At 64.1% G+C, this 22,778-nt stretch carries 14 protein-coding genes and 2 tRNA genes; 10 read left to right on the forward strand and 6 right to left on the reverse strand.

The window, feature by feature from the left end; genetic code table 11:
• Positions 1-17 precede the first annotated feature (17 nt).
• The gene (locus BTHE68_RS06185) at positions 18-1,166 is read right to left on the reverse strand and encodes a glycerate kinase family protein (RefSeq protein ID WP_061176145.1); all 1,149 of its coding nucleotides are present in this window, start codon (positions 1,164-1,166) and stop codon (positions 18-20) included.
• Between the two features lie 526 nt (positions 1,167-1,692).
• Here BTHE68_RS06185 and tig point away from each other — a divergent pair.
• The 8 genes from tig (at position 1,693) to BTHE68_RS06225 (ending at position 10,904) form a co-directional block, all read left to right on the forward strand.
• Positions 1,693-3,039, forward strand: a complete 1,347-nt coding sequence (gene tig, locus BTHE68_RS06190) for a trigger factor (protein ID WP_162065590.1) — start codon at positions 1,693-1,695, stop codon at positions 3,037-3,039.
• Positions 3,040-3,178: 139 nt separating this feature from the next.
• Positions 3,179-3,832 (forward strand): ATP-dependent Clp endopeptidase proteolytic subunit ClpP, encoded by a 654-nt coding sequence (gene clpP / locus BTHE68_RS06195; RefSeq protein WP_061176142.1) that lies wholly within the window; start codon positions 3,179-3,181, stop codon positions 3,830-3,832.
• Positions 3,833-4,006: 174 nt separating this feature from the next.
• Positions 4,007-5,278, forward strand: coding sequence for an ATP-dependent Clp protease ATP-binding subunit ClpX (gene clpX / locus BTHE68_RS06200; RefSeq protein WP_061176141.1), 1,272 nt, complete (start codon positions 4,007-4,009; stop codon positions 5,276-5,278).
• Positions 5,279-5,464: 186 nt separating this feature from the next.
• Positions 5,465-7,888 (forward strand): endopeptidase La, encoded by a 2,424-nt coding sequence (gene lon, locus BTHE68_RS06205; protein WP_162065591.1) that lies wholly within the window; start codon positions 5,465-5,467, stop codon positions 7,886-7,888.
• A 217-nt stretch (positions 7,889-8,105) separates the two neighbouring features.
• On the forward strand, positions 8,106-8,432 hold the full coding sequence (locus tag BTHE68_RS06210) for an HU family DNA-binding protein (protein ID WP_225936243.1): 327 nt from the start codon (positions 8,106-8,108) through the stop codon (positions 8,430-8,432).
• 75 nt (positions 8,433-8,507) lie between these two features.
• Positions 8,508-8,583, forward strand: a tRNA-Val gene (locus tag BTHE68_RS06215).
• Positions 8,584-8,609: 26 nt separating this feature from the next.
• Positions 8,610-8,686, forward strand: a tRNA-Asp gene (locus BTHE68_RS06220).
• A 295-nt stretch (positions 8,687-8,981) separates the two neighbouring features.
• Positions 8,982-10,904, forward strand: a complete 1,923-nt coding sequence (locus BTHE68_RS06225; RefSeq protein WP_162065592.1) for a SurA N-terminal domain-containing protein — start codon at positions 8,982-8,984, stop codon at positions 10,902-10,904.
• Positions 10,905-11,009: 105 nt separating this feature from the next.
• Here the strand turns inward: BTHE68_RS06225 and BTHE68_RS06230 are convergent, their stop codons facing one another.
• Complete coding sequence (locus BTHE68_RS06230; RefSeq protein WP_061176137.1) at positions 11,010-11,351, reverse strand: hypothetical protein; 342 nt, start codon at positions 11,349-11,351, stop codon at positions 11,010-11,012.
• Between the two features lie 128 nt (positions 11,352-11,479).
• On the reverse strand, positions 11,480-12,151 hold the full coding sequence (locus BTHE68_RS06235; RefSeq protein WP_232077912.1) for an arylesterase: 672 nt from the start codon (positions 12,149-12,151) through the stop codon (positions 11,480-11,482).
• Here BTHE68_RS06235 and BTHE68_RS06240 point away from each other — a divergent pair.
• Positions 12,150-12,851 carry an ABC transporter ATP-binding protein gene (locus BTHE68_RS06240; RefSeq protein ID WP_162065594.1) on the forward strand — a complete coding sequence of 234 codons (702 nt, stop codon included), beginning with the start codon at positions 12,150-12,152 and terminating at the stop codon, positions 12,849-12,851. The genes BTHE68_RS06235 and BTHE68_RS06240 overlap by 2 nt on opposite strands.
• Before the next feature lie 53 nt (positions 12,852-12,904).
• Here BTHE68_RS06240 and pgi read toward each other — a convergent pair whose 3' ends face one another.
• The 3 genes from pgi to BTHE68_RS06255 form a co-directional block, all read right to left on the reverse strand.
• Positions 12,905-14,539 carry a glucose-6-phosphate isomerase gene (gene pgi / locus BTHE68_RS06245; protein ID WP_162065595.1) on the reverse strand — a complete coding sequence of 545 codons (1,635 nt, stop codon included), beginning with the start codon at positions 14,537-14,539 and terminating at the stop codon, positions 12,905-12,907.
• A gap of 190 nt (positions 14,540-14,729) precedes the next feature.
• On the reverse strand, positions 14,730-16,292 hold the full coding sequence (locus BTHE68_RS06250) for an NAD(P)H-hydrate dehydratase (protein ID WP_162065596.1): 1,563 nt from the start codon (positions 16,290-16,292) through the stop codon (positions 14,730-14,732).
• 72 nt (positions 16,293-16,364) lie between these two features.
• Complete coding sequence (locus tag BTHE68_RS06255; protein ID WP_162065597.1) at positions 16,365-17,657, reverse strand: FAD-dependent oxidoreductase; 1,293 nt, start codon at positions 17,655-17,657, stop codon at positions 16,365-16,367.
• Between the two features lie 464 nt (positions 17,658-18,121).
• Between BTHE68_RS06255 and purL the strand changes: the two genes are divergently transcribed.
• Positions 18,122-22,159 carry a phosphoribosylformylglycinamidine synthase gene (gene purL / locus BTHE68_RS06260; RefSeq protein ID WP_162065598.1) on the forward strand — a complete coding sequence of 1,346 codons (4,038 nt, stop codon included), beginning with the start codon at positions 18,122-18,124 and terminating at the stop codon, positions 22,157-22,159.
• Positions 22,160-22,778: the final 619 nt, after the last annotated feature.

A 22,778-nucleotide genomic window follows, 5' to 3' on the forward strand; every position in this document is an offset into this window, starting at 1 on the left:
GCGCGCGTCGTCCGGACTCAGACCGAACCGAACCTCAACCGCGTGAGCTGCTCGGCTTCGTTGGCGAGCAGGCGCGCGGCGTCGCGGATCGCCGTGTCGAGCGTGATCGGCCCCGGCGCGGGCGAGAAGCAGCCGCTGAAGAATTCGGACAGACGCGGCAGCGCGGCCGAATCGACGGCGCCCGACAGCAGCGTCGCCGGCACGCCCTGGTCGCGCGCGTGCTTGCAGGCGATGAACGGCGCCTTGCCGTGCAGTGTCTGCACGTCGGAGCGGCCTTCGCCGGTGATCAGCCAGTTCGCGCCCTCGAGCGCGGCATCCAGCCCGATTTCGCGCGCGACCACTTCGGCGCCCGTCTCGAAGCGCGCGCCAAGCATGTGCAACGCGAAGCCGAGCCCGCCCGCCGCGCCCGCGCCGGGTTCGTTGCGCTTCGCGACGCCCATCGCGGGTTCGAGCAGATCGGCGAAATGGGCGAGGGCGGCGTCGATCGTCGCCACCTGTTCCGGCGTCACGCCTTTTTGCGGACCGAAGATCGCGGTCGCGCCGTGATCGCCGTTGAGCGGATTGTCGACGTCCGACATGCCGACGAACTGCGCGTCCTTCACGCGCGGATCGAGCCCCGACGCGTCGATGCGCGCGATCTGCGCGAGCGCCGACGGCACCGGCGCCAGTTCCTTGCCGGCCGCGTCGAAAAGCTTCAGCCCGAGGCCGACGAGCAGGCCCGCGCCGCCGTCGTTCGTGCTGCTGCCGCCGAGCGCGACGTAGAACGTGCGCGCGCCGGAATCGAGCAGCGCGCGAATGGCCTCGCCCATGCCGAGCGTGCTGCGTTCGGTGACGGGAACCGCCATCCCGTCCGGGTCCGTGATGCCGACGACTTCCGCCGTCTCGACGATCGCGCCGCCGTCGGCGAGCAGGCCCGTGGCGGCATCGCGGCGCGCGGCGGCCGCGCCGCGCACGTTCAGCATGCGGCGCTCGCCGCCCGCCGAGAGCATCGCGTCGAGCGTGCCTTCGCCGCCGTCGGCCATCGGGCGGATCCGGATGTCGGCGTCCGGCCGCGCGCGCCTGATGCCTTCCGCGATGGCGTTCGCGACCCCTTCCGCGGACAGCGAGCCCTTGAAAGAATCGGGAGCGATGACAACTACAGGAGCAGCAGACGTGGCGTTAGGCATGGTGTCTCGAATGTTCTGGTGTTGAAGGAGCGATCGGAAGCCGCGGCGAGGTCCGATTCATGCACTTGTTGCATGCTTCTCATGCCTTGCGGCAATGGATTGCGCGCCGCGCGGCCTGATCGCGTGAATCATGCGCCGGCAAGCTTATCAGCGCGGCGCGCGACGCAAAATAGCGGCGCGCCGATAGCGGGAATTGTGCGCGCGCGAGCGCGTCGGGAAAACGCGGATTTACGCCAGAATCCATCCCAAAAACGTGCGCTTTTTCGGTCAAATTCAGCCGAAACGGCAGGTTCGCGGCTTCGTTGTCCGGCCCCTCGCCATTTGTTTGCTAAAATGCTTGGCTCTGTTGACTGACACCGTGTCGGGCGACGGCCCGGCATCGCCGCGAGGCGCGCATTGCGTGCGCTTCGGGCGCCAGGCGTCGATTTCGGCCGGCTCACGCAGAGTCCGCACCCGGACCCGCGCCTTTAGAACCGCGGAAGAACCGAACACCGAATTTACGATTTACTCTAGGACGATTTCAGCCATGGCTAACGTAGTTGAGAACCTCGGCAAGCTCGAACGCCGCGTGACCATTTCCCTGCCGAAGGACACCGTGCAGAAGGAAGTGGATTCGCGCATCCGCCAGTTGGCCAAGAACGTGCGCATGCCGGGTTTCCGCCCGGGCAAGGTGCCGCTCAAGATGGTGACGCAGCAGTATGCCGGTCAGGTCGAGGCCGAAGTGCTGAGCGACAAGGTCGGCAAGGAGTTCTTCGACGTCACGCGCGCCGAGAACCTGCGCGTCGCGGGCCAGCCGAGCTTCGCGCCGAAGTCGGAAGCCGCCGCCGACGCCTACGCGTTCGACGCGACCTTCGAGGTCTATCCCGAAGTGAATCTCGGCGACGTGGCCACCGCTGAAATCGAACGCACGGTCACGACCATCTCCGAAGCCGAAGTCGACCGCACGCTGGACATCCTGCGCAAGCAGCGCGTGCACTTCCACGCACGCGGCGAAGCCGGCGAGCACGGTGACGGCGGCCCGAGCACGGCAGCAGCCGACGGCGATCGCGTGACGCTCGACTTCGTCGGCAAGATCGACGGCGTCGCGTTCGAAGGCGGCAGCGCGGAAGACTTCGCGTTCGTGCTGGGCGAAGGCCGCATGCTGCCTGAATTCGAGCAAGCCGCAACGGGCCTGAAGGCCGGCGAATCGCGCGAATTCGACCTCAAGTTCCCCGAGGACTATCACGGCAAGGACGTGGCGGGCAAGACGGCGCAGTTCACGATCACGCTCAAGAAGATCGAATGGCCGCATCTGCCGGAAATCAACGCGGAATTCGCGAAGTCGCTCGGCATCGAAGACGGCGATCTCACGAAGATGCGTACCGAGATCAAGGACAACCTGGAGCGTGAAGCGAAGCGCCGCACGCAGCAGATCGTGAAGAACCAGGTCATGGACGCGCTGCTCAAGATCTCCGAGCTGGACGTGCCGAAGGCGCTGATCGAGCAGGATCAGCAGCGCCTCGTCGAAATGGCCCGCCAGGACCTGCAGCAGCGCGGCGTGCCGAACGCCGCCGACGCGCCGATCCCGGCTGAAATGTTCGCTGAACAGGCCGAGCGCCGCGTGAAGCTGGGCCTCGTGCTGGCCGAACTCGTGAAGGCCAACGAACTGCAGGCGAAGCCCGAGCAGATCCGCGCTGAAGTGGACGAATTCGCCAAGAGCTACGAAGACCCGAAGGAAGTCGTCCGCTGGTATTATTCGAACCAGCAGCGCCTCGCCGAGATGGAAGCGTACGTCGTGGAAAGCAACGTCGTCGATTTCGTCCTGGGCAAGGCCAAAGTGACCGACAAGGAAGTCAGCTTCGAGGAACTGGCCAGCGCAACGGCGCAAGCCTGACGCGATAGGCAGGGGGCGTGCGGAGTCGTCGGACTGACGGCCCGCACGCCTTTTTTGCATTAAAGTTTGGGCGTTTGCATGCCGTTCTACTGGATGTTCCTTTGTCGTTCAGTATCCCTATTCCGAACAAGGAAATTGCATGACCTTTCGCGCTGAATTGCTCGATACGTTGGCGTCCCACGCAACGCGGGACTTCGAAGCCCAGGCGCTCGGCCTCGTTCCGATGGTCGTGGAAACGAGCGGCCGCGGCGAGCGAGCCTATGACATTTACTCGCGCCTCCTGAAGGAGCGCGTGGTGTTTCTCGTCGGCGAGGTGAACGACCAGTCGGCGAACCTCGTCGTCGCGCAGCTGCTGTTCCTCGAAAGCGAGAACCCGGACAAGGACATCAGCCTGTACATCAACAGCCCGGGCGGCTCGGTCTCGGCCGGCATGGCGATCTACGACACCATGCAGTTCGTGAAGCCGGACGTGTCGACGCTGTGCATGGGACTTGCCGCGAGCATGGGCGCGTTCCTGCTGGCGGCGGGCGCGAAGGGCAAGCGCGTCGCGCTGCCGAACGCGCGCGTGATGATCCACCAGCCGCTCGGCGGCGCACGCGGTCAGGCATCGGACATCGAAATCCAGGCGCGGGAAATCCTGTACCTGAAGGAACGTCTGAATCAGTTGCTGTCGCATCACACGGGTCAGCCGGTCGAGCGCATCGCGCGCGACACCGATCGCGACAACTTCATGTCGGGCGACGACGCGCAAGCTTACGGCCTCGTCGACCAGGTGCTTCACAAGCGTCCCTGACGGCGTCCGGAGCGGCGCCGCGCCGGCGCCCGGAGACGGTGCCGGCCCAGTAGCGAAGTCGCGCATGCGGCGCAACGCCAGAACGCGCTTCGTTCGGTATCGCAAGGTGTGAATCTGCGAGGGCGAATCGAAGGGCGTATCATGTAACAAGAGTGTCCGGAGGCTTACACATTTATGGCGGACAAAAAAGGTTCCAGTAGCGAAAAGCTGCTGTATTGCTCGTTCTGCGGCAAAAGCCAGCATGAGGTGAAAAAACTCATCGCTGGGCCGTCGGTGTTCATCTGCGATGAATGTATCGACCTGTGCAACGAGATCATTCGCGACGAGGCGGCTGGCGCGGCGGATGAGGCCGGGCTGACCAAGTCAGACCTGCCGAGCCCGCAGGAAATCAGCGATATCCTCAATCAGTACGTGATCGGCCAGGAACGCGCGAAGAAAATTCTCGCGGTGGCCGTGTACAACCACTACAAGCGTCTCAAGCACCTCGACAAGAAAGACGAAATCGAGCTGTCGAAGAGCAACATCCTCTTGATCGGACCGACCGGTTCGGGCAAGACGCTGCTCGCGCAGACGCTTGCGCGCATGCTGAACGTGCCGTTCGTGATCGCGGACGCAACGACGCTGACCGAAGCCGGTTACGTCGGCGAGGACGTCGAGAACATCATTCAAAAGTTGCTGCAGAACTGCAACTACGAAGTCGACAAGGCGCAGCGCGGAATCGTTTACATCGACGAAATCGACAAGATCAGCCGCAAGTCGGACAACCCGTCCATCACGCGCGACGTGTCGGGCGAGGGCGTGCAACAGGCGCTGCTCAAGCTGATCGAGGGCACGATGGCGTCGGTGCCGCCGCAAGGCGGACGCAAGCACCCGAATCAGGATTTCATCCAGGTCGATACGACCAACATCCTGTTCGTGTGCGGCGGCGCGTTCGACGGCCTGGAAAAGGTCATCACCGATCGCACGGAGAAGACTGGTATCGGTTTCGGCGCGAGCGTGAAGAGCAAGCAGGACCGCGACGCCGGCGAGGTGCTGCGTGACGTCGAGCCGGAAGATCTGATCAAGTTCGGCCTGATTCCCGAGCTGATCGGCCGTCTGCCCGTCGTGGCGACGCTCGGCAAGCTCGACGAAGCCGCGCTGGTGAAGATTCTGATCGAGCCGAAAAACGCGCTCGTGAAGCAGTATCACAAGCTCTTCGCAATGGAACGCGTGGAACTGGAGATCCGTCCGGCGGCGCTGCAGGCCATCGCGCAGAAGGCGATTCGCCGCAAGACCGGCGCGCGCGGCCTGCGTTCGATTCTGGAACAGGCGTTGCTCGACGTGATGTACGAACTGCCGACCATGAAGGGCGTTTCGAAGGTGATCGTCGACGACAACACGATCGACGGCGACGGCAAGCCGCTGCTCATCTACGAAGATGCACCCAAGGTAGCTGGATCGAACTGAAGCAGGCTGTGTGTCGGCGAAAGGCCGTTCATGGCGACGTGAACGGCCTTTTATTTTTTTCGGTTTATCTTGTGGACGTTACTGACGCGATCTTTGACTACCGACTTTTCCCTTCCGATAAAGGCTTGCAATAGCTCTGAACGGCCTTACTTACGACTGAACTGATTCCATTAATGGGGAAATGAAATGTCAGGAACCCAACTCCTCCCGCAGGAACGCATTACGCTGCCGCTGCTCCCGCTGCGCGACGTAGTCGTTTTCCCGCATATGGTGATTCCGCTCTTCGTCGGGCGGCCCAAGTCGATCAAGGCCCTCGAAGCCGCGATGGAAGGCGGCAAGCACATCATGCTCGTCGCCCAGAAGACGGCGGCGAAAGATGAACCGACCGAAAAGGACATGTACGAAGTGGGATGTGTCGCCAACATCCTGCAAATGCTGAAGCTGCCCGACGGCACGGTGAAGGTGCTCGTCGAAGGTTTGCAACGCGCCAAAACGCTCTCGATCGAAGAGCAGGAAACGCAGTTCTCGAGCGACGTGATGCCGCTCGAGCCGGATCACGCCGACAGCGCTGAAACCGAAGCGCTGCGCCGCGCGATCGTTTCGCAATTCGATCAGTACGTGAAGCTCAACAAGAAGATTCCGCCGGAGATCCTGACCTCGCTGTCCGGCATCGACGAAGCAGGTCGTCTTGCCGACACCATCGCTGCGCATCTGCCGCTCAAGCTCGATCAGAAACAGCACATCCTCGAGATGTTCCCTGTGATCGAACGGCTGGAGCATTTGCTTGCCCAGCTCGAAGCCGAAATCGACATTCTTCAGGTCGAAAAGCGCATCCGTGGCCGCGTAAAGCGCCAGATGGAAAAGAGTCAGCGCGAGTACTACCTGAACGAACAGGTCAAGGCCATCCAGAAGGAACTGGGCGAAGGCGAAGAGGGCGCGGATCTCGAGGAACTGGAGAAGCGCATCACCGCCGCGCGCATGCCGAAGGAAGCCAAGAAGAAGGCCGATGCCGAGCTCAAGAAGCTCAAGCTCATGTCGCCGATGTCCGCGGAAGCGACCGTCGTGCGCAATTACATCGACACGCTGATCGGCCTGCCGTGGCGCAAGAAGAGCAAGGTCAACAACGACCTCTCGAACGCCGAACGCGTGCTCGACGAAGACCACTTCGGTCTCGAGAAGGTGAAGGAACGCATTCTCGAGTATCTCGCGGTTCAGCAACGCGTCGAGAAGGTGAAGGCGCCGATTCTGTGCCTCGTCGGGCCTCCGGGCGTCGGCAAGACCTCGCTCGGGCAGTCGATCGCCCGCGCGACGAATCGCAAGTTCGTACGCATGGCGCTGGGCGGCGTGCATGACGAATCGGAGATTCGCGGTCACCGCCGTACGTATATCGGCTCGATGCCCGGCAAGATTCTGCAGAGCCTGTCCAAGGTCGCGGTGCGCAATCCGCTCTTCCTGCTCGACGAAGTCGACAAGATGGGCATGGATTTCCGCGGCGACCCGGCCTCCGCGCTGCTCGAAGTGCTCGACCCGGAACAGAACCACACGTTCGCGGACCACTACATCGAAGTGGACTTCGACCTTTCGGACGTGATGTTCGTGGCGACGTCGAACTCGCTGAACATTCCGCCGCCGCTGCTCGACCGGATGGAAGTCATCCGCCTGTCGGGTTACACGGAAGACGAGAAGGTCAGCATCGCGACGCGTTACCTGTTGCCGAAGCAGAAGCGCAACAACGGCCTGAAGGACGGTGAGATCGACGTCACGGAGCAAGCCATCCGCGACATCATTCGCTACTACACGCGGGAAGCGGGCGTGCGTTCGCTCGAACGTGAAATATCGAAGATCTGCCGCAAGGTCGTGAAGATGCTGCTGTTGAAGAAGGCCGAAGGTGCGGTGAAGGTCGACGGTTCGAACCTCGACACCTTCCTCGGCGTGCGCAAGTACGACTTCGGTCTGGCCGCGAAGGAAAACCAGATCGGTCAGGTGACGGGTCTCGCGTGGACGGAAGTCGGCGGCGATCTGCTGACGATCGAAGCAGCGGTGATGCCCGGCAAGGGCGGCGTGATCCGCACCGGCTCGCTCGGCGACGTGATGAAGGAATCCGTCGAAGCGGCGCGCTCGGTGGTGCGTTCGCGTTCGCGGCGCCTGGGCATCACGGATGAATCCTTCGAGAAGAAGGATATCCACATCCACGTGCCGGAAGGCGCGACGCCGAAGGACGGTCCGTCCGCCGGTATCGCGATGACCACGGCGCTGGTGTCGGTGCTGACGGGCATTCCGGTTCGCGCGGATGTCGCGATGACGGGCGAAATCACGCTGCGCGGCGAAGTGCTGCCGATCGGCGGGTTGAAGGAGAAGCTGCTGGCGGCGCATCGCGGCGGCATCAAGCTCGTGCTGATCCCAGAGGAAAACACGAAGGATCTGGCCGACATTCCCGACAACGTGAAGAACGCCATCGAGATCGTGCCGGTTCGCTGGATCGACCGCGTGCTGGAACTGGCGCTCGAACGCGCACCGGAATCCTTGCCTGAAGAAGAGGCGAAGGCGACGCCGGTCGCAGCCGAGCAGCAAAAGGACGCGGCTGCATCGGGCGAGTTCGTGAAGCACTGACGCGCATCGGGCGGCACGGCTCTATCGCCGTGTTGCGTGATCGACGCTAAAACCCGCGGGCTCATGCTCGCGGGTTTTTCTTTTTGCGCGCGGCTTTTCGAAGATATCTTCTAAAGCACCGCAAACCCGCGCCGAATAAGGCTCAACCCCCGTTGACACGGTTCTTTCGGCTAAGTTAAATGAGCGCCGCATCCAAACTTATCGAGATGCGATTCGCATCGATGCGGGACCAGATCGATTACAACGTGCCAATACTGATTCGGGGATCACAATGAACAAGACGGAACTGATCGACCATATCGCGCAGCATGCCGATATTTCCAAGGCCGCTGCCGGCCGCGCACTCGAAGCGGTGATCGGCGGCGTGCGCGCGACGCTGAAGAAGGGCGGCACGGTGACGCTCGTCGGCTTCGGCACGTTTGCCGTAGGCAAGCGCACCGCGCGCACGGGCCGCAATCCGCGCACCGGCGATGCGATCAAGATCAAGGCCGCGAAGGTCCCGAAATTTCGCCCTGGCAAAGCGCTGAAGGATGCGCTAAACTAGCGGACTCGCTGGATACGGGCTTTGCAAAACGAAGTTCTGAATTCAGCGCTGCGCAAACCGGATGAATTGCGGACCGGGTGCTTAGCTCAGTTGGTAGAGCGGCGCCCTTACAAGGCGTAGGTCGGGAGTTCGAGCCTCTCAGCACCCACCAGGTTTCAATTCATTGCGCGCTACCCAGGAGCGGTAGTTCAGTTGGTTAGAATACCGGCCTGTCACGCCGGGGGTCGCGGGTTCGAGTCCCGTCCGCTCCGCCAGAATCGAACATGAAGTCCCGCAAGCTGCGAAGCGTGCGGGACTTTTTGCTTTTCGCCACGCAGTTGCCGTGCGTTTGCCGCTCGATCAAGAGTGCTAATCATCGCAGCGCCGCGATTGCGCAATTTGACCCAATCGCGGGTTAAATGCCTGATAGATAAAACAATTCACATCATTTCGAGGGTACGACTCCGCGCAGGTCGTCTGTCCGATGGCTCATTCGCGCACCGCCTTTCGCCTTTTCCTCTGCCACTGTTGTAATATCGAGCGTTTTGTTCTGACAACGCAGCGCTACGCATGCTCGACTTCTTCCGTAATCACCAGCGCCTGATGATGGCTCTGCTGATCCTGATCATCGTGCCCGGTCTGGGCATGGTCGGGATCCAGGGATTCAGCAACTATTTCGACGAAAGTTCTTACGTGGCCAGCGTGAACGGTCACAAGATCACGCGCGCCGAATTCGACAGCGCTTTCCGCCAGCAAGTGGACCGCGCCCGCTCGATGCTCGGTTCGCAGTTCGACGCCAAGATGTTCGATTCGCCCGAAACGCGCGCCGCGATGGTCGACAGCCTCGTGCAGCAGCGCGCCATGGCCGACGAAACCCAACGCCTGCATCTGACCGCGTCGGATGACGCCGTGCGTCGCGCGCTGCTCTCCGATCCCGTGATCTCGTCGCTGAAGAATCCTGACGGCACGATCGACCTCGAACGCTACAAGCAACTGCTCGCGATGCAGGGCATGACGCCCGCGCAATACGACGAGCGCATGCGTTATCAGATCGCGACCGACCAGATTCCGGGCAGCATCCAGGCGACATCTTTCACGTCGAAAGCGCTCGCGCAGAGCCTGACGGAACTTGCCGAGCAGAAGCGTTCGGTGCAGGGCCTGTCGCTGCGCGCGGCTGACTACGCCGCGAAAATCCAGCCGACGGACGCGCAACTCACGGCCTACTACGAAGCGCATCGCAACGACTTCGCAACGCCGGAGACAGCCACGATTCAGTACCTCGTGCTGTCGCCGTCGTCGATCGCGGCAGCGTCGAAGGCGACCGACGCCGATCTCAAGAAGTATTACGACGACAACATCCAGCGCTATCGCACGGAAGCGGAAGTGCGCGCGAGCCACATTCTCGTGAACGCACCGAAGGACGCAAGCGCGGCCGACAAGGCGAAGGCAAAACAGAAAGCCGAAGAACTGCTGGCGCAGGTCAAGGCGCATCCGGACCAGTTCGCGCAGATCGCGCAGAAGAGTTCGGACGATCCGGGCTCCGCGAGCAAGGGCGGCGATCTCGGCTACTTCGCGCGCGGGCAGATCGCCGGCGGCAAGGCCTTCGACGACGCCGCCTTCGGTCTCAAGAAGGGCGAAGTGAGCAATGTCGTCGAGTCGGACTTCGGCTATCACATCATCCAGGCGACCGACGTGAAGCCCGCCGTCACGAAGCCGTTCGATGAGGTGAAGGACGCGATCGCGAAGGACTACGCGGCTCAGCAAGGCACCAAGGGTTTCGCTGACAACGCGCAAGGCTTCACCGATCTCGTCTATGAGAAGGCGAAGACGCTGCAACCCGCGGCCGACAAATACAAGCTGACGATCCAGACCGCGACGGTCGGCCCGAAGCCGAATCCGCAACTGCCTCAGGACAATCCGCTCAACAATCCGAAGTTCCTCGCGGCCGTCTTCGCGCCGGACTCGGTGAAGGACCGCAACAACACACAGGCGATGGATGTCGGCAACAGCACGCTGATCGCCGCGCGCGTGACCGACTACAAGGCATCGAGCGTTCCCGCGTTCGACGTGGTGAAGGACGACGTGCGCAAGAAGGTCATCGCGGAAATGGCCGCCGCCATGGCGAAGAAGGAAGGCGAGGCGAAGCTCGCGGACCTGCAGAAGTCGAAGTCCACGGAGGGCTTCACATCGCCGATCACGGTATCGCGTAACGACGCGCAGGGCTTGCCGCCCGCCGCGCTGAGCGCGATCTTCAAGGCGGATGCGTCGAAGCTGCCGTCCTATGTCGGCGTGGACCTCGGCGCGGACGGTTACGCGATCTATCGCGTGAACGGCATCGAGAAGGCGGCGCCGGTCGCGGCCGATCGTCTCGCGGGCGCGCAACAGCAGGTGGCGCAGGTGTATGCACAGGCCGAGATGGAAGCGTATCTCAAGTCGTTGAAAGAGCGCTCGAAGGTCAAGCTGAGCCAGGCGCCGCCGCCGTCATCGAACTGATTGATCTGTGTTGATCATGAAAAAGCCCCGCTTCTGAAAAGATGCGGGGCTTTTGTTTGGCCTATGCCGCCCTGAAAGCGCGGCAAGCGCAAAACCGAGCGTTACTTACAGGCAAGCCTGAATGTCGCCGGTTGCCTGACTGCCGGCCGCACCCGAGGCGCGGAAACCGACCCACGAGCCCGGACCGGACCAAGCCGGATGAATGATGGCCGCCGCGCCATTCGGCGGCTGCTGGCCGGGAACGTACACATCGACGGCCTTGTCGTTCGCGAGCGTATCTTGCGACACGACCTGCTGCTGCGACTTGTCGGCCCACTTCTGGGCGACGCATTGCGCGATGACCTTCGGCTCTTTCTGGCTCGTGCCGACTTGCTGCACGCCGGCGGGCGGTTGCGCGGCGCAGGCCGAGATCGCAACGGTCAGGGCGAGAAGAGGGGCAAGTTTCACGTGACCTCCTTGTAGAGTCGCTCATATGACGAGCGGGGTTATAAGAGTGACGCGAAAGTCTCAGATGTCTGAATCGTGGCCGTGTTTCCGCGTTGTTGAAAAAAGCTGTCGCGGCCGGCGCGTCGTCTTCAATGCGCGGCGCTTGCGCCCAGCAAGGGTTTCAAGATTGGCCAGACGTTATCCAATAGCAATGGCTGGGCCTGCACTGTCGGATGGATCTGATCGGCCTGAAACATGGCGGGTTTGTCAGCAATGCCGGCAAGCAGGAAGGGCACGAGCGGCACTTTCTTTTCCTTCGCGATACGCTCGTAGACCGCGTGGAACTTTTGCGAGTAGTCGGGGCCGTAATTGGGTGGAACGTACATGCCGATGAGTAAAACCTTCGCATGTGCCGCCTGCGACGCATCGACGATACCGCGCAGATTCGTTTCCGTCGTGGCAAGCGGGACGCCGCGCAGCGCATCGTTCGCGCCGAGTTCGACTATCACGATGTCCGGCTTGATGCGTGACAGCACGGCAGTCAGGCGCGCGCGGCCGCCGCTGGTGGTGTCGCCGCTGATGCTCGAATTGGCGACGCTATAATCGAGGCGCTCCTTCGCCAGACGCTCGCGCAAGAGATTCACCCAGCCGGTGTCGCGCGGCAGGCCATATTCGGCCGACAGGCTATCGCCCAGCACGACGATCGCGGGTTTGGGTTGCGTTGCTGCCTGTGCATCGGCGGCATGCGCGGTCCCCGACCATGCCGCCATCAACGCGATTGCGGGAACGAAGCCGCGCAAGTTCTTTTTCAGAGTGTCCATGCAAAACAATATCGAGCCGGTCATCGAAGTACGGGGTTTAAGCAAGCGGGTGAAGGACGCAACGGGCGAGCTCACGATTCTCGATCAGATCGATCTGTCGATCGCGAAGGGCAGCAGTGTGGCGATCGTCGGCGCATCGGGCTCGGGCAAGTCGACACTGCTCGGCCTGCTCGCCGGGTTGGACAGCGCGAGCGAGGGCTCGGTTCGTCTGCTCGGCAAGGAACTGTCCACGTTGAACGAAGACGAGCGCGCCGCGCTGCGCAGCGGCGCCGTCGGTTTCGTGTTCCAGTCGTTCCAGTTGATGCCGCATCTGACCGCGCTCGAAAACGTGATGCTGCCGCTCGAATTGCGCGCGGAGATACCGCACGGCGAGATCGCGGCGCGCGCACGGTCGCTGCTCGAGCAAGTTGGACTGTCCCAGCGCACCGCGCATTATCCGAAGCTGCTTTCCGGCGGCGAACAGCAGCGCGTCGCGCTCGCGCGTGCCTTCGTCACGCATCCTGCCGTGCTTTTTGCCGACGAACCCACCGGCAGCCTCGACGCCACCACCGGCTACGCGATCATCGACCTGATGTTCGAGATGAACCGCCGCAACGGCGCGACGCTCGTGCTCGTCACGCATGATGCCGAGCTGGCCGAGCGTTGCGACGCCACGGTGACGATCGAAGCGGGGCGGCTCGTGAACGGCTTGAGCGTATAAAAAAGCCCGCAACGCCGAAGCACTGCGGGCCACGATCCTATCTACAGCGAGCCTTAACGCTTCAACGCCGCGCGCGCACGCGCGATCAGCGTGGACGTCGACGAGTCATGCTTGGCCGGATCGGCGCTCGCGGCGGTGATATCGGCCTCGACGACCTTGCCGAGAATCTTGCCGAGCTCCACGCCCCATTGATCGAACGAGTTGATGTCCCACACCGTGCCCTGCACGAGCACCTTGTGCTCGTAGAGCGCGATGAGCGCGCCGAGCGTTTGCGGCGTGAGCGCGTCGAGCATGATCGTCGTGGTCGGCCGGTTGCCCGGGAAGCTCAGATGCGTCGCGAGTTCTTCCTTGCCCGGACCCGCCACTTTCTTCGCTTCTTCCAGCGTGCGGCCGAGCATCAGCGCCTCGCTCTGCGCGAAGCAGTTGGCGAGCAGCTTCGCGTGATGATCGACGAGCGGATGTTCCGGCGTCAGCACCGCGATGAAGTCGATCGGAATGATCGTCGGGCCCTGATGCAGCATCTGGAAGAAAGCGTGCTGGCCGTTCGTGCCCGGCTCGCCCCAGATCACGGCGGCGGTCGGATAGTCGACCATCTTGCCGTCGAGCCGCGCGGACTTGCCGTTGCTTTCCATCTCCAGTTGCTGGAGATACGAAGGCAGATAGTGCAGCGCCTGTGAATACGGCGCGACCAGATCGCTTTGCGAGCCGAAGAAGTTGCGATACCAGATGCCGATCATGCCCATCAGCACGGGCAGGTTCTTGTCGAGCGGCGCGGTTCGGAAGTGCTCGTCCATTGCCGCCGCGCCCTGCAGGAGCGCGTCGAAATTCTGCGGACCGACCGACAGCATGATCGAAAGACCGACCGCCGACCACAGCGAGTAACGGCCGCCGACCCAGTCCCACATCTCGAAGACGTTTTCCTTGGCGATGCCGAACTTCACGACCTCGGCCGGATTCGCCGATACCCCGACGAAATGCTTCGACAGTTGATCTTCGGGACAGCCGGATTTCAGGAACCAGTCACGCATCGAGTGCGCATTGGTCATCGTTTCGAGCGTCGTGAAGGTCTTGGAGACGACGATCGCGAGCGTCTCTTCCGCGTCGACTTGCTGAAGGACGTTCCAGAGATCGGCGCCGTCGACGTTCGAGACGAAGTGCGTGTCGAGATCCTTCGATGCGAGATGATGCAGCGCGTGCACGACCATCTTCGGCCCGAGGTCCGAGCCGCCGATGCCGATGTTCACCACGTGCCGGATGCGCTTGCCGGAATAGCCTTTCCAGGAGCCGTCGCGCACGCGATCGGAGAAGGCGGCCATTTTGGCCTTTTCCTTCTGCACCTGTTCGTAAAAGGGCGCGTCGGGCGATTGCGCGCGCAGCGCGGTGTGGAGCACCGCGCGCTGCTCCGTGATGTTGACGATATCGCCACGGAACATCGCGTCGCGGCGTTCGGTGACCTTGGCCTGTTGCGCGACCTCGACGAGCAGCTTCAGCGTTTCGTCCTTGACGCGGTTCTTGGAGAAGTCGATTGCGAGGCCGCCGCCCTGGAAGGTGAGGCGCTCGGCGCGCGTCGGCGCGGTGTCGTTCTGCGGCGCAAACCAGTCGCGCAGGCGCTCGCCGGAAATGGCATCGTAATGCGACTGGAGCGCGGACCAGGCAGGAAGCGAGTTCAGCATCGAGTTTTGGGTCATGAGCGGTCCGTTAGTCTGAGGGTGACAGAGGAATACGTTCGTGCGATTGCGGCTCGGCGCGCCTGTGCGTGTCGTGTATGGTGAACGCAAGTGAACGCGACTAAACGGCCGCGGTTGCCCGAATCAAAAAGAGTATAGCGACGATGCATGAACGGATGCTTGCAGAGCGTCACATCGTCTTCGCAGGTCGTCAGCTTCGCGCGTGTTCGGCGTAAAAACGCCGGTTGATGAGCTTGCGTACCGCCGGCGCCAGTTCACCCGCCGTCAGCCCCGCCGGGCCGATGCCGTCATCCGTGAGCGTCTGCGCGGCGAGACCGTGGAGATACACGCCCGCGAGCGCGGCTTCGTAGGCAGGCAGTCTTTGCGCGAGCAATGCGCCGATCAAACCGCCGAGGACGTCGCCGGTGCCGCCGGTCGCGAGTCCGGCGTTGCCGGTCGGATTCACCGCGACGCGGCCATCGGGCGAGGCGATCACCGTGCCCGAACCCTTCAGCACCGCGATCGCCCCATAGCGCGCGGCCAGCTGACGCGCGGCGGCGATGCGATCGGCCTGAACCGCTTTTGCGTCGGTTTGCAGCAGACGCGCCGCTTCGAGCGGATGCGGCGTCAGGATGCACGGATCGCCCTGTGCGCCGCGCGCCGCGACGGCGGACGCGAGCGCGTCGTCTTTCGCGATGAGATTGAGCGCGTCGGCATCGAGGAGCTTGGGCACGTCGAGCGCCAGCGCGTGTGCGAGGATCTGTTTCGCGCGCTCGCCCGCGCCCATGCCGCAACCGATCGCGAGCGCGTCCATCTTGTCGAGCGCGAAGCCGTCGGCGCGATGCAGCATCAGTTCCGGATGCGGCGGGTCGTAGGGCGGAAAGCCTTCGCCCACGAACGCGACATGCACCTTGCCCGCGCCGCCGTACAGCGCCATGCGCGCCGCGAGAACCGCCGCGCCGCACATGCCTGTGTCGCCGCCGATCACCGCGAGCGAGCCGAATGTGCCCTTGTTGGTCGCGTTGTCGCGCTGCGGCATGCATACGCCGAAAAGCGCGGGCGCATTCAGCACGATCGACGGCGCGGCGCTCGCCTCGACATCCAGCGTCGATACGAAAAGACGTCCCGTCAGATCGCGGCCTTGCGACGTGAAATGCCCCGGCTTCGCGCCGATGAACGTGATGGTGTCCGTCGCGCGGACAGCTTCGCCGCCGTTCACGGGCGCGCCGGTGTCGCTGTTCAGGCCGCTCGGAACGTCGAGCGCGAGCACGCGGCCCGCTGAGCGCGCACGCCGCGTGAGACGCGCGGCCACGTCGGCGAACACGCCTTCGAGCGGGCGACTCAGGCCGATGCCGAACATGCCGTCGACGAGCCAGCCGAAACCGTCGAACGTCGCGGGCGGCTGGGCGTCGATCGGCACGCCCGCCGCGCGCGCCGATTCGAGTGCCCAGCGCGCGTCGTCCGGCTTCACTTCGACCGGCATGCACACGCGCACGGAGACGCCCGCGCGATGCAGGCGCTCGGCCATCACGAGCGCGTCGCCGCCGTTGTTGCCGGGGCCCGCCACGAGCCACACCGACAGCGCGCGGGCGTCCGGAGCATGTTCGGATGCATCGATCAGGTATTGGGCGGCGGCCGCGCCCGCGCGCGCCATCAGCGTGTGAGGCGGCAGCGCGGCGGCAGCGCGCGCTTCGAGGTTGCGCAGCTCCGCGAGCGTCAGGAGCGCGAGCGGTTCGTCGCGCGGAGAGAACCAGGGTGAGCGGGCAGCGGTCATGGCGGCGGGCGGAAGGGCGTTTCGAGATTCGAGTCGTCGGAGCCCCGCGCGCGCAGCAACCGTGCCTGTCCGCTAGAAGCGTTCGACGCTCAGCGCGGCAAGTGTATCGGCGGGGAGATCGGGCGTGACGCCGGAAACGAGGTCCGCGACCACTTTAGCAGACCCGCACGCGAGGCCCCAGCCCGCCGGACCGTGCGCGGCGTTGACGAACAGGCGCGGATGCCGCGTCGCGCCGACGATCGGCAGCCCGTCGGCGGAAATCAGGCGCAGCCCTTCCCACGCGCGCGCGGCGGAAACACGCGCCGCGCCCGGAATCCAGTCGTGCGTGCCTTGACCGAGGATGTCGAGCGCACGGCGCGATAGCGTGGCGTCGAGCGGTTTATCGGCCTTGGATGCGCTCTGGAACACACCCGCGCCCGCGACGCGCAGCCGCTGACTTACGCGCGTCATCGTGATGCGCTTGATCGAATCGACGACTGTCAGATGCGGCGCGCGCTCCTCGTACGCGACGGGCGCGGTGAGCGTGTGCACGCGCAGCGCAAAGAGCGACGACACCGACTTGATGCCGCCGATGAGCCCCGGCGTGCCGACGCCCGCCGCGACGACGATCGCATCGGCCGTGATCAGCTCGACCTCGGCGTGGCGCTTCCTGCCTTCGTTCGGATCGGCGAGTTCGACCGCGGCGCGCGCGCCCTCGAGACGCACCGACGCCACCGCGCGCTGCATGCGGAACTGCACGCCGTCGTCCTCGAGCACCTGCTTCAGTTGCTTGGTGAAGAGCGGACAGTTGGCGGTGCGCTCCTCCGGCAGCAGCACGCCGCCCGCGAATTCGGGGTAATCGGGCACGGAAGGCTCGACCGCGACGCATTCCTCGGGCGTCAATACCCGATACGGCACGCCGCAGCCTTTCAGCAGGTCGATGGCCGTTTGCGCCTCCTCGAGCTCGCGCGGCTGGCGGAACACATGCAGCATGCCGCGGCGCTGTTCGAAATCGAGCTCCAGACGGCTTTCGATGGACGCGAGCACGCGCCGCGATTCGTCGACGAGCGGCTGCAGATGCGCGTACTGCGCGGCGAACGTTTCGGGATCGCGCAGTGTCGCGAGTTGCTTGAGAAAATCGCGCGCGGCCGCGTCGAAGCCGGTCTTGACCGCCATGCCGCTTTGCTTCGAGCGGCTCGACGCCATGAAGGTCGGCCCGAACCAGACATCGAGCGGCGAGGGCAGGAGCGCGCCGCCCTGACCATAGGTGGCGCCTTGCGCGACGGTCGCGTGGCGCTCGATCACGCAGACGCGGTGTCCGGCCGCATGCAGCTGATACGCGGTGGCGATGCCGGCGATTCCTCCGCCGATGACGATGACATCCATGACTTTTTGTGCCCGAAGGCGCGAGATTGCAGTGGTGCGCGGCGTGACGCGCGGGCGGAAGCGCCCGATGCCGCGCGCCTTGACGATGAAACCACGGGTCCGGCGGCGCGACCCGGCGCGCCCCGTACCCGAAGAAAGCGCGCCATGATAGCGCCAAAATCGTTTGCCAGGGACGGGCAAACAGCCCACACATGCGGCCTGCGGGCAGTTGCGTCGCGCACGGCCATGCGGGCGCAGGTCGATTTCGGGATGCGCGGCGCGGCGCCCGGCGTTGCCGGGCCGCTGCCGCGCGGCGCTCGGACGGACCGCCCGGGCCGATTTCGAGACGCATCCGGGGTATAATCGCGGTCTTCCTTTCGCCTCACGCCGTATCGCGTGCTCGAATCCGAATTTGCGAATTTCTGAATTTGCAAACAGCGAGCGTCGCGCGAGCGGCACACAGACGTCATCGACGCACCGTCACAATGGCCCACTTCTCGTGTTTCCCCGGCGCTTCGGCCCTCTCCGATTTCCGTCAGACCCGCCTCCTCGAAACGCTCGCCCGCATCGACGCGAATATCGTCGGCGTGCGCGGCCAGTTCCTGCATTTCGTCAACGCGTCCGAGCCGCTCACGGACGATGACAACAGCCGCATCGAGGCGCTGATGCACTACGGCGCGCCGTTCGAGGAATCGAAGGAACGCGGCCACGTCGAGAGCTTCATGGTGGTGCCGCGCTTCGGCACGGTTTCGCCGTGGGCGAGCAAGGCGACCGACATCGCGCATCATTGCGGGCTCGACAAGGTGCGGCGCATCGAGCGCGGCGTCGAGTACTCGGTCATCATGAAAAGCGGCTTTCTCGGCGGCAAGAAGGCGCTGTCCGACGAAGCCCGCGCGGCCGTCGCGGATGCGCTGCATGACCGCATGACGGAAAGCGTCGCGGCATCGCGCGAACAGGCGCTGCATCTGTTCGACGAACTGCCCGCCAGGCCGCTGCAGACAGTCGATATCATCGGCGCGGGACACAAGGCGCTCGAGGCTGCGAACGCGGAACTCGGCCTCGCGCTCGCCGACGACGAAATCGACTATCTGGTGAACGCGTTCGAAGGCCTGAAGCGCAATCCGACCGACGTCGAGCTGATGATGTTCGCGCAAGCGAACAGCGAGCATTGCCGCCACAAGATCTTCAACGGCGAATGGACCATCGATGGCGACAAGCAGGACATGTCGCTGTTCCAGATGATCCGCAATACGGAAAAGCTGAATCACGAAGGCACGATCGTCGCGTATTCGGACAATTCGGCGATCATGCGTGGCGGCGTCGCCGAGCGCTGGTTCCCGCGCGGCACGGACGAGCAGTATCGGCGTCACGTCGAACTGACGCATACGCTGATGAAGGTCGAGACGCACAATCACCCGACCGCGATTTCCCCGTTCGCGGGCGCGGCGACGGGTTCCGGCGGCGAAATCCGCGACGAAGGCGCGACGGGCCGTGGCGCGCGTCCGAAGGCCGGTCTCGCGGGCTTCACCGTGTCGAACCTCGATCTGCCCGACGCGCGCGAAAAATGGGAGAACGCGCGCGACTCCGCCGTGCCGCTCGCGTCGCGCAATCCGGCCGACCAGCACGAGCCGTATGGCAAGCCCGAGCGCATCGCGTCGCCGTTGCAGATCATGATTGACGGGCCGATCGGCGCCGCCGCGTTCAACAACGAATTCGGCCGGCCGAATCTGGGCGGCTATTTCCGCACCTACGAGCAGAACGTCGCAGGCCGCGTGCGCGGCTATCACAAGCCGATCATGATCGCGGGCGGCATCGGCAATATTTCGGATCAGCACACGCACAAGAACGATCTGCCGGCGGGCACGCTGCTGATCCAGATCGGCGGGCCGGGCATGCGTATCGGCATGGGCGGCGGCGCGGCATCGTCGATGGCGACCGGCGCGAACACCGCCGAACTCGACTTCGACTCGGTCCAGCGCGGCAACCCGGAAATCCAGCGCCGCGCGCAGGAAGTCATCAACACCTGCTGGCAGATGGGCGAGGGCAATCCGATCCTGTCGATCCACGACGTCGGCGCGGGCGGCATCTCGAACGCGTTCCCGGAGCTCGTCGATGGCGCGGGCAAGGGCGCGCGCTTCGATCTGCGCAAGGTGCAACTGGAAGAAAGCGGTCTGTCGCCGCGTGAAATCTGGTCGAACGAAGCGCAGGAGCGCTACGTGCTGGCCATTTCGCCCGCCGATCTGCCCGCGTTCCAGGCCATCTGCGAGCGCGAACGCTGCCCGGTGGCCGTCGTCGGCGTGGCGACGGAAGAGCGTCAACTGAAACTGATCGACGAGGCCAACGACGGCCAGGAACCCGTCGACATGCCGATGGACGTGCTGCTCGGCAAGCCGCCCAAGATGCACCGCGACGTGAAGCGCGAGAGCGCGCAATTCACGCCCGTCGACGTGACGGGGCTGCCGCTGTCCGAAGTCGCCGTCGACGTGCTGAAGCATCCGACGGTCGCGAGCAAGTCGTTTCTCATCACCATCGGCGACCGCTCGGTCGGCGGCACGACCGCGCGCGACCAGTTCGTCGGCCCGTGGCAGGTGCCCGTCGCCGATTGCGCCGTGACGACGATGGATTACGCGGGCTACCGCGGCGAAGCGATGACGATGGCCGAGCGCACGCCGCTCGCCGTCATCGACGCGCCCGCATCGGGCCGCATGGCGGTGGGCGAGGCGGTGACGAACATCGCGTCGGCGCCGATCGAGTCGTTGAACAAGCTGAAGCTGTCGGCGAACTGGATGGCCGCGTGCGGCAGCGAGGGCGAAGATGCCGCGCTTTACGACACCGTGAAGGCCATCGGCATGGAGCTGTGTCCGGCGCTCGGCATCAGCATTCCGGTCGGCAAGGATTCGCTGTCGATGCGCACGAAGTGGCAGGACGCGCGCGGCGGTGCGCGCGAGGTCGTGTCGCCGGTGTCGCTGATCATTTCGGCGTTCGCGCCGGTGGAAGACGTGCGCCGTCATCTGACGCCCCAGCTCGTCAACGACACCAGCACGGTGCTGATCGCGATCGATCTGGGACGCGGCCGCAACCGCATGGGCGGCAGCATTCTCGCGCAAGTGACGCAGCAGGTCGGCGACACGGTGCCCGATGTCGACGATCCCGAAGACCTCAAGCGCTTCTTCACCGCGATCCAGGCGCTCAACGCCGATGGCAAACTGCTCGCCTACCACGACCGCTCCGACGGCGGCCTGTGGGCGACCGTTTGCGAGATGGCGTTCGCGGGTCACGTGGGTGTGTCGCTGAACATCGACATGCTGACGCTCGACGCCGAACACGAATCCGACTACGGCGACGCGAAGGACTGGGCCAAGCAGACCAGCGGCCGCCGCGAAGACCGTACGATCCGCGCGCTGTTCTCCGAAGAACTCGGCGCGGTGGTGCAGGTGCGCGCATCGGAGCGTGACGCGGTGCTGGCCGCGTTGCGCGAACACGGTCTGTCGGCGTGCTCGCATGTGATCGGCAAGCCGAACGAGAGCGGCGCGATCGAGATTTATCGCGATGCGAAGAAGATTTTCGATGCACCGCGTGTCGAGTTGCATCGCGCGTGGAGCGAGGTGAGCTGGCGCATCGCGCGTCTGCGCGACAACCCGGCCTGCGCCGATGCCGAATACGACGCGCTGCTCGATGCGGCCGATCCCGGCATCGCGCCGGTGCTGACCTTCGATCTGGCCGAAGACGTCGCCGCGCCCTTCGTTTCGACGCAGGCGCGGCCACGCGTCGCGATTCTGCGCGAGCAGGGCGTGAACTCGCATCTGGAGACGGCCTATGCATTCGACCGCGCCGGCTTCGACGCGCACGATGTCCACATGAGCGACCTGCTCGAAGGCCGCGCGACGCTCGCCGATTTCGCGGGCGCGGTTGCGTGCGGCGGCTTCTCTTACGGCGATGTGCTGGGCGCGGGCGAGGGCTGGGCCAAGACGATCCGTTTCAACCCGCGTCTTGCCGACATGTTCGCTGCGTTCTTCGGTCGCGCGGACACCTTCGCGCTCGGCATCTGCAACGGCTGCCAGATGATGTCGAGCCTGGCGTCGATCATCCCCGGCGCGGAGAACTGGCCGAAGTTCACGCGCAACAAGTCGGAGCAGTTCGAGGCGCGTTTCTCGCTCGTCGAAGTGCAGAGCTCGCCGTCGATGTTCTTCGCGGGTATGGAAGGTTCGCGCATTCCGGTCGCGGTCGCGCATGGCGAAGGCTTTGCTGACTTCTCGCAGCAGGGTGATCAGGCGAAGGCGCTCGTCGCGATGCGGTACGTCGATCATCGCGGCAATGCGACGGAGCAGTATCCGTTCAACCCGAACGGCTCGCCGCAGGGCATCACCTCGGTGACGACGCCCGATGGGCGCTTTACGGTGCTGATGCCGCATATGGAGCGTGTGCATCGTAATGTGCAGATGAGCTGGACGCCCGATGACTGGACCACTGACGGAAGCCCGTGGTTGCGGGTGTTTCAGAACGCGCGGCGGTTCCTCGGTTGAGGGGGTCGGACTTCGGCGGACCTTGCCGGATTTCGCCGGATCCCGTGATCGTGTCGGTCTATTAGCGTTGCCCCTGTGCGGGGCGGCACCTACTTTCTTTGCAGCAGCAAAGAAAGTAGGCAAAGAAAGCAGCCCGATACGCTCGCGGTCACACGCAATTTGGGTATCCTTCTCCTCGCTCGTGGCCTCTGTAGCGAGTGCCCTCATAGGCCACCTCGGGCTTGGACCGCGCACGGTCTGACACATCGCACCGCTCGCGTGGCTGGTTCAGCACGAAATGGCTCCGGCCCGCTTCGCGGCCAATGGGACCATCGGGTCCGCGTGTGCTTCTGCGTTTCTCGTTGGTTTCCCTTGCATACCCATCGGCAGCGCGTAGCGCTGTGCCGGACCTCTTTCGTGCTGAACCAGCGCACTAGAAAAACTAGCTTGTCAGACCGTGCGCGGTCCGAGCCCGGTTAGGCCTACGAGGGCACTCGCTACAGAGGTCACGAACGATGAGAAGAACACCCAAATTGCGTATGACCGCGGGCGTCTCGAGCTGCTTTCTTTGGTTACTTTCTTTGCAGCAGCAAAGAAAGTGACTGCCGCCCCGCACAGGGGCAGTGCCAATAGACCAACA

It is taken from the genome of Burkholderia sp. THE68 (genome assembly GCF_009938265.1).
Taxonomy (GTDB): domain Bacteria; phylum Pseudomonadota; class Gammaproteobacteria; order Burkholderiales; family Burkholderiaceae; genus Caballeronia.

What these genes read in the sequence shown, in the direction of transcription:
- BTHE68_RS06240 (WP_162065594.1), top strand. Translation starts at nt 12,150, where the DNA reads ATGCAAAACAATATCGAGCCGGTCATCGAAGTACGGGGTTTAAGCAAG.
- lon (WP_162065591.1), top strand. Translation starts at nt 5,465, where the DNA reads ATGTCAGGAACCCAACTCCTCCCGCAGGAACGCATTACGCTGCCGCTG.
- BTHE68_RS06255 (WP_162065597.1), bottom strand. Translation starts at nt 17,657, where the DNA reads ATGGATGTCATCGTCATCGGCGGAGGAATCGCCGGCATCGCCACCGCG.
- clpX (WP_061176141.1), top strand. Translation starts at nt 4,007, where the DNA reads ATGGCGGACAAAAAAGGTTCCAGTAGCGAAAAGCTGCTGTATTGCTCG.
- pgi (WP_162065595.1), bottom strand. Translation starts at nt 14,539, where the DNA reads ATGACCCAAAACTCGATGCTGAACTCGCTTCCTGCCTGGTCCGCGCTC.
- BTHE68_RS06250 (WP_162065596.1), bottom strand. Translation starts at nt 16,292, where the DNA reads ATGACCGCTGCCCGCTCACCCTGGTTCTCTCCGCGCGACGAACCGCTC.
- tig (WP_162065590.1), top strand. Translation starts at nt 1,693, where the DNA reads ATGGCTAACGTAGTTGAGAACCTCGGCAAGCTCGAACGCCGCGTGACC.
- clpP (WP_061176142.1), top strand. Translation starts at nt 3,179, where the DNA reads ATGACCTTTCGCGCTGAATTGCTCGATACGTTGGCGTCCCACGCAACG.
- purL (WP_162065598.1), top strand. Translation starts at nt 18,122, where the DNA reads ATGGCCCACTTCTCGTGTTTCCCCGGCGCTTCGGCCCTCTCCGATTTC.
- BTHE68_RS06235 (WP_232077912.1), bottom strand. Translation starts at nt 12,151, where the DNA reads ATGGACACTCTGAAAAAGAACTTGCGCGGCTTCGTTCCCGCAATCGCG.
- BTHE68_RS06225 (WP_162065592.1), top strand. Translation starts at nt 8,982, where the DNA reads ATGCTCGACTTCTTCCGTAATCACCAGCGCCTGATGATGGCTCTGCTG.
- BTHE68_RS06185 (WP_061176145.1), bottom strand. Translation starts at nt 1,166, where the DNA reads ATGCCTAACGCCACGTCTGCTGCTCCTGTAGTTGTCATCGCTCCCGAT.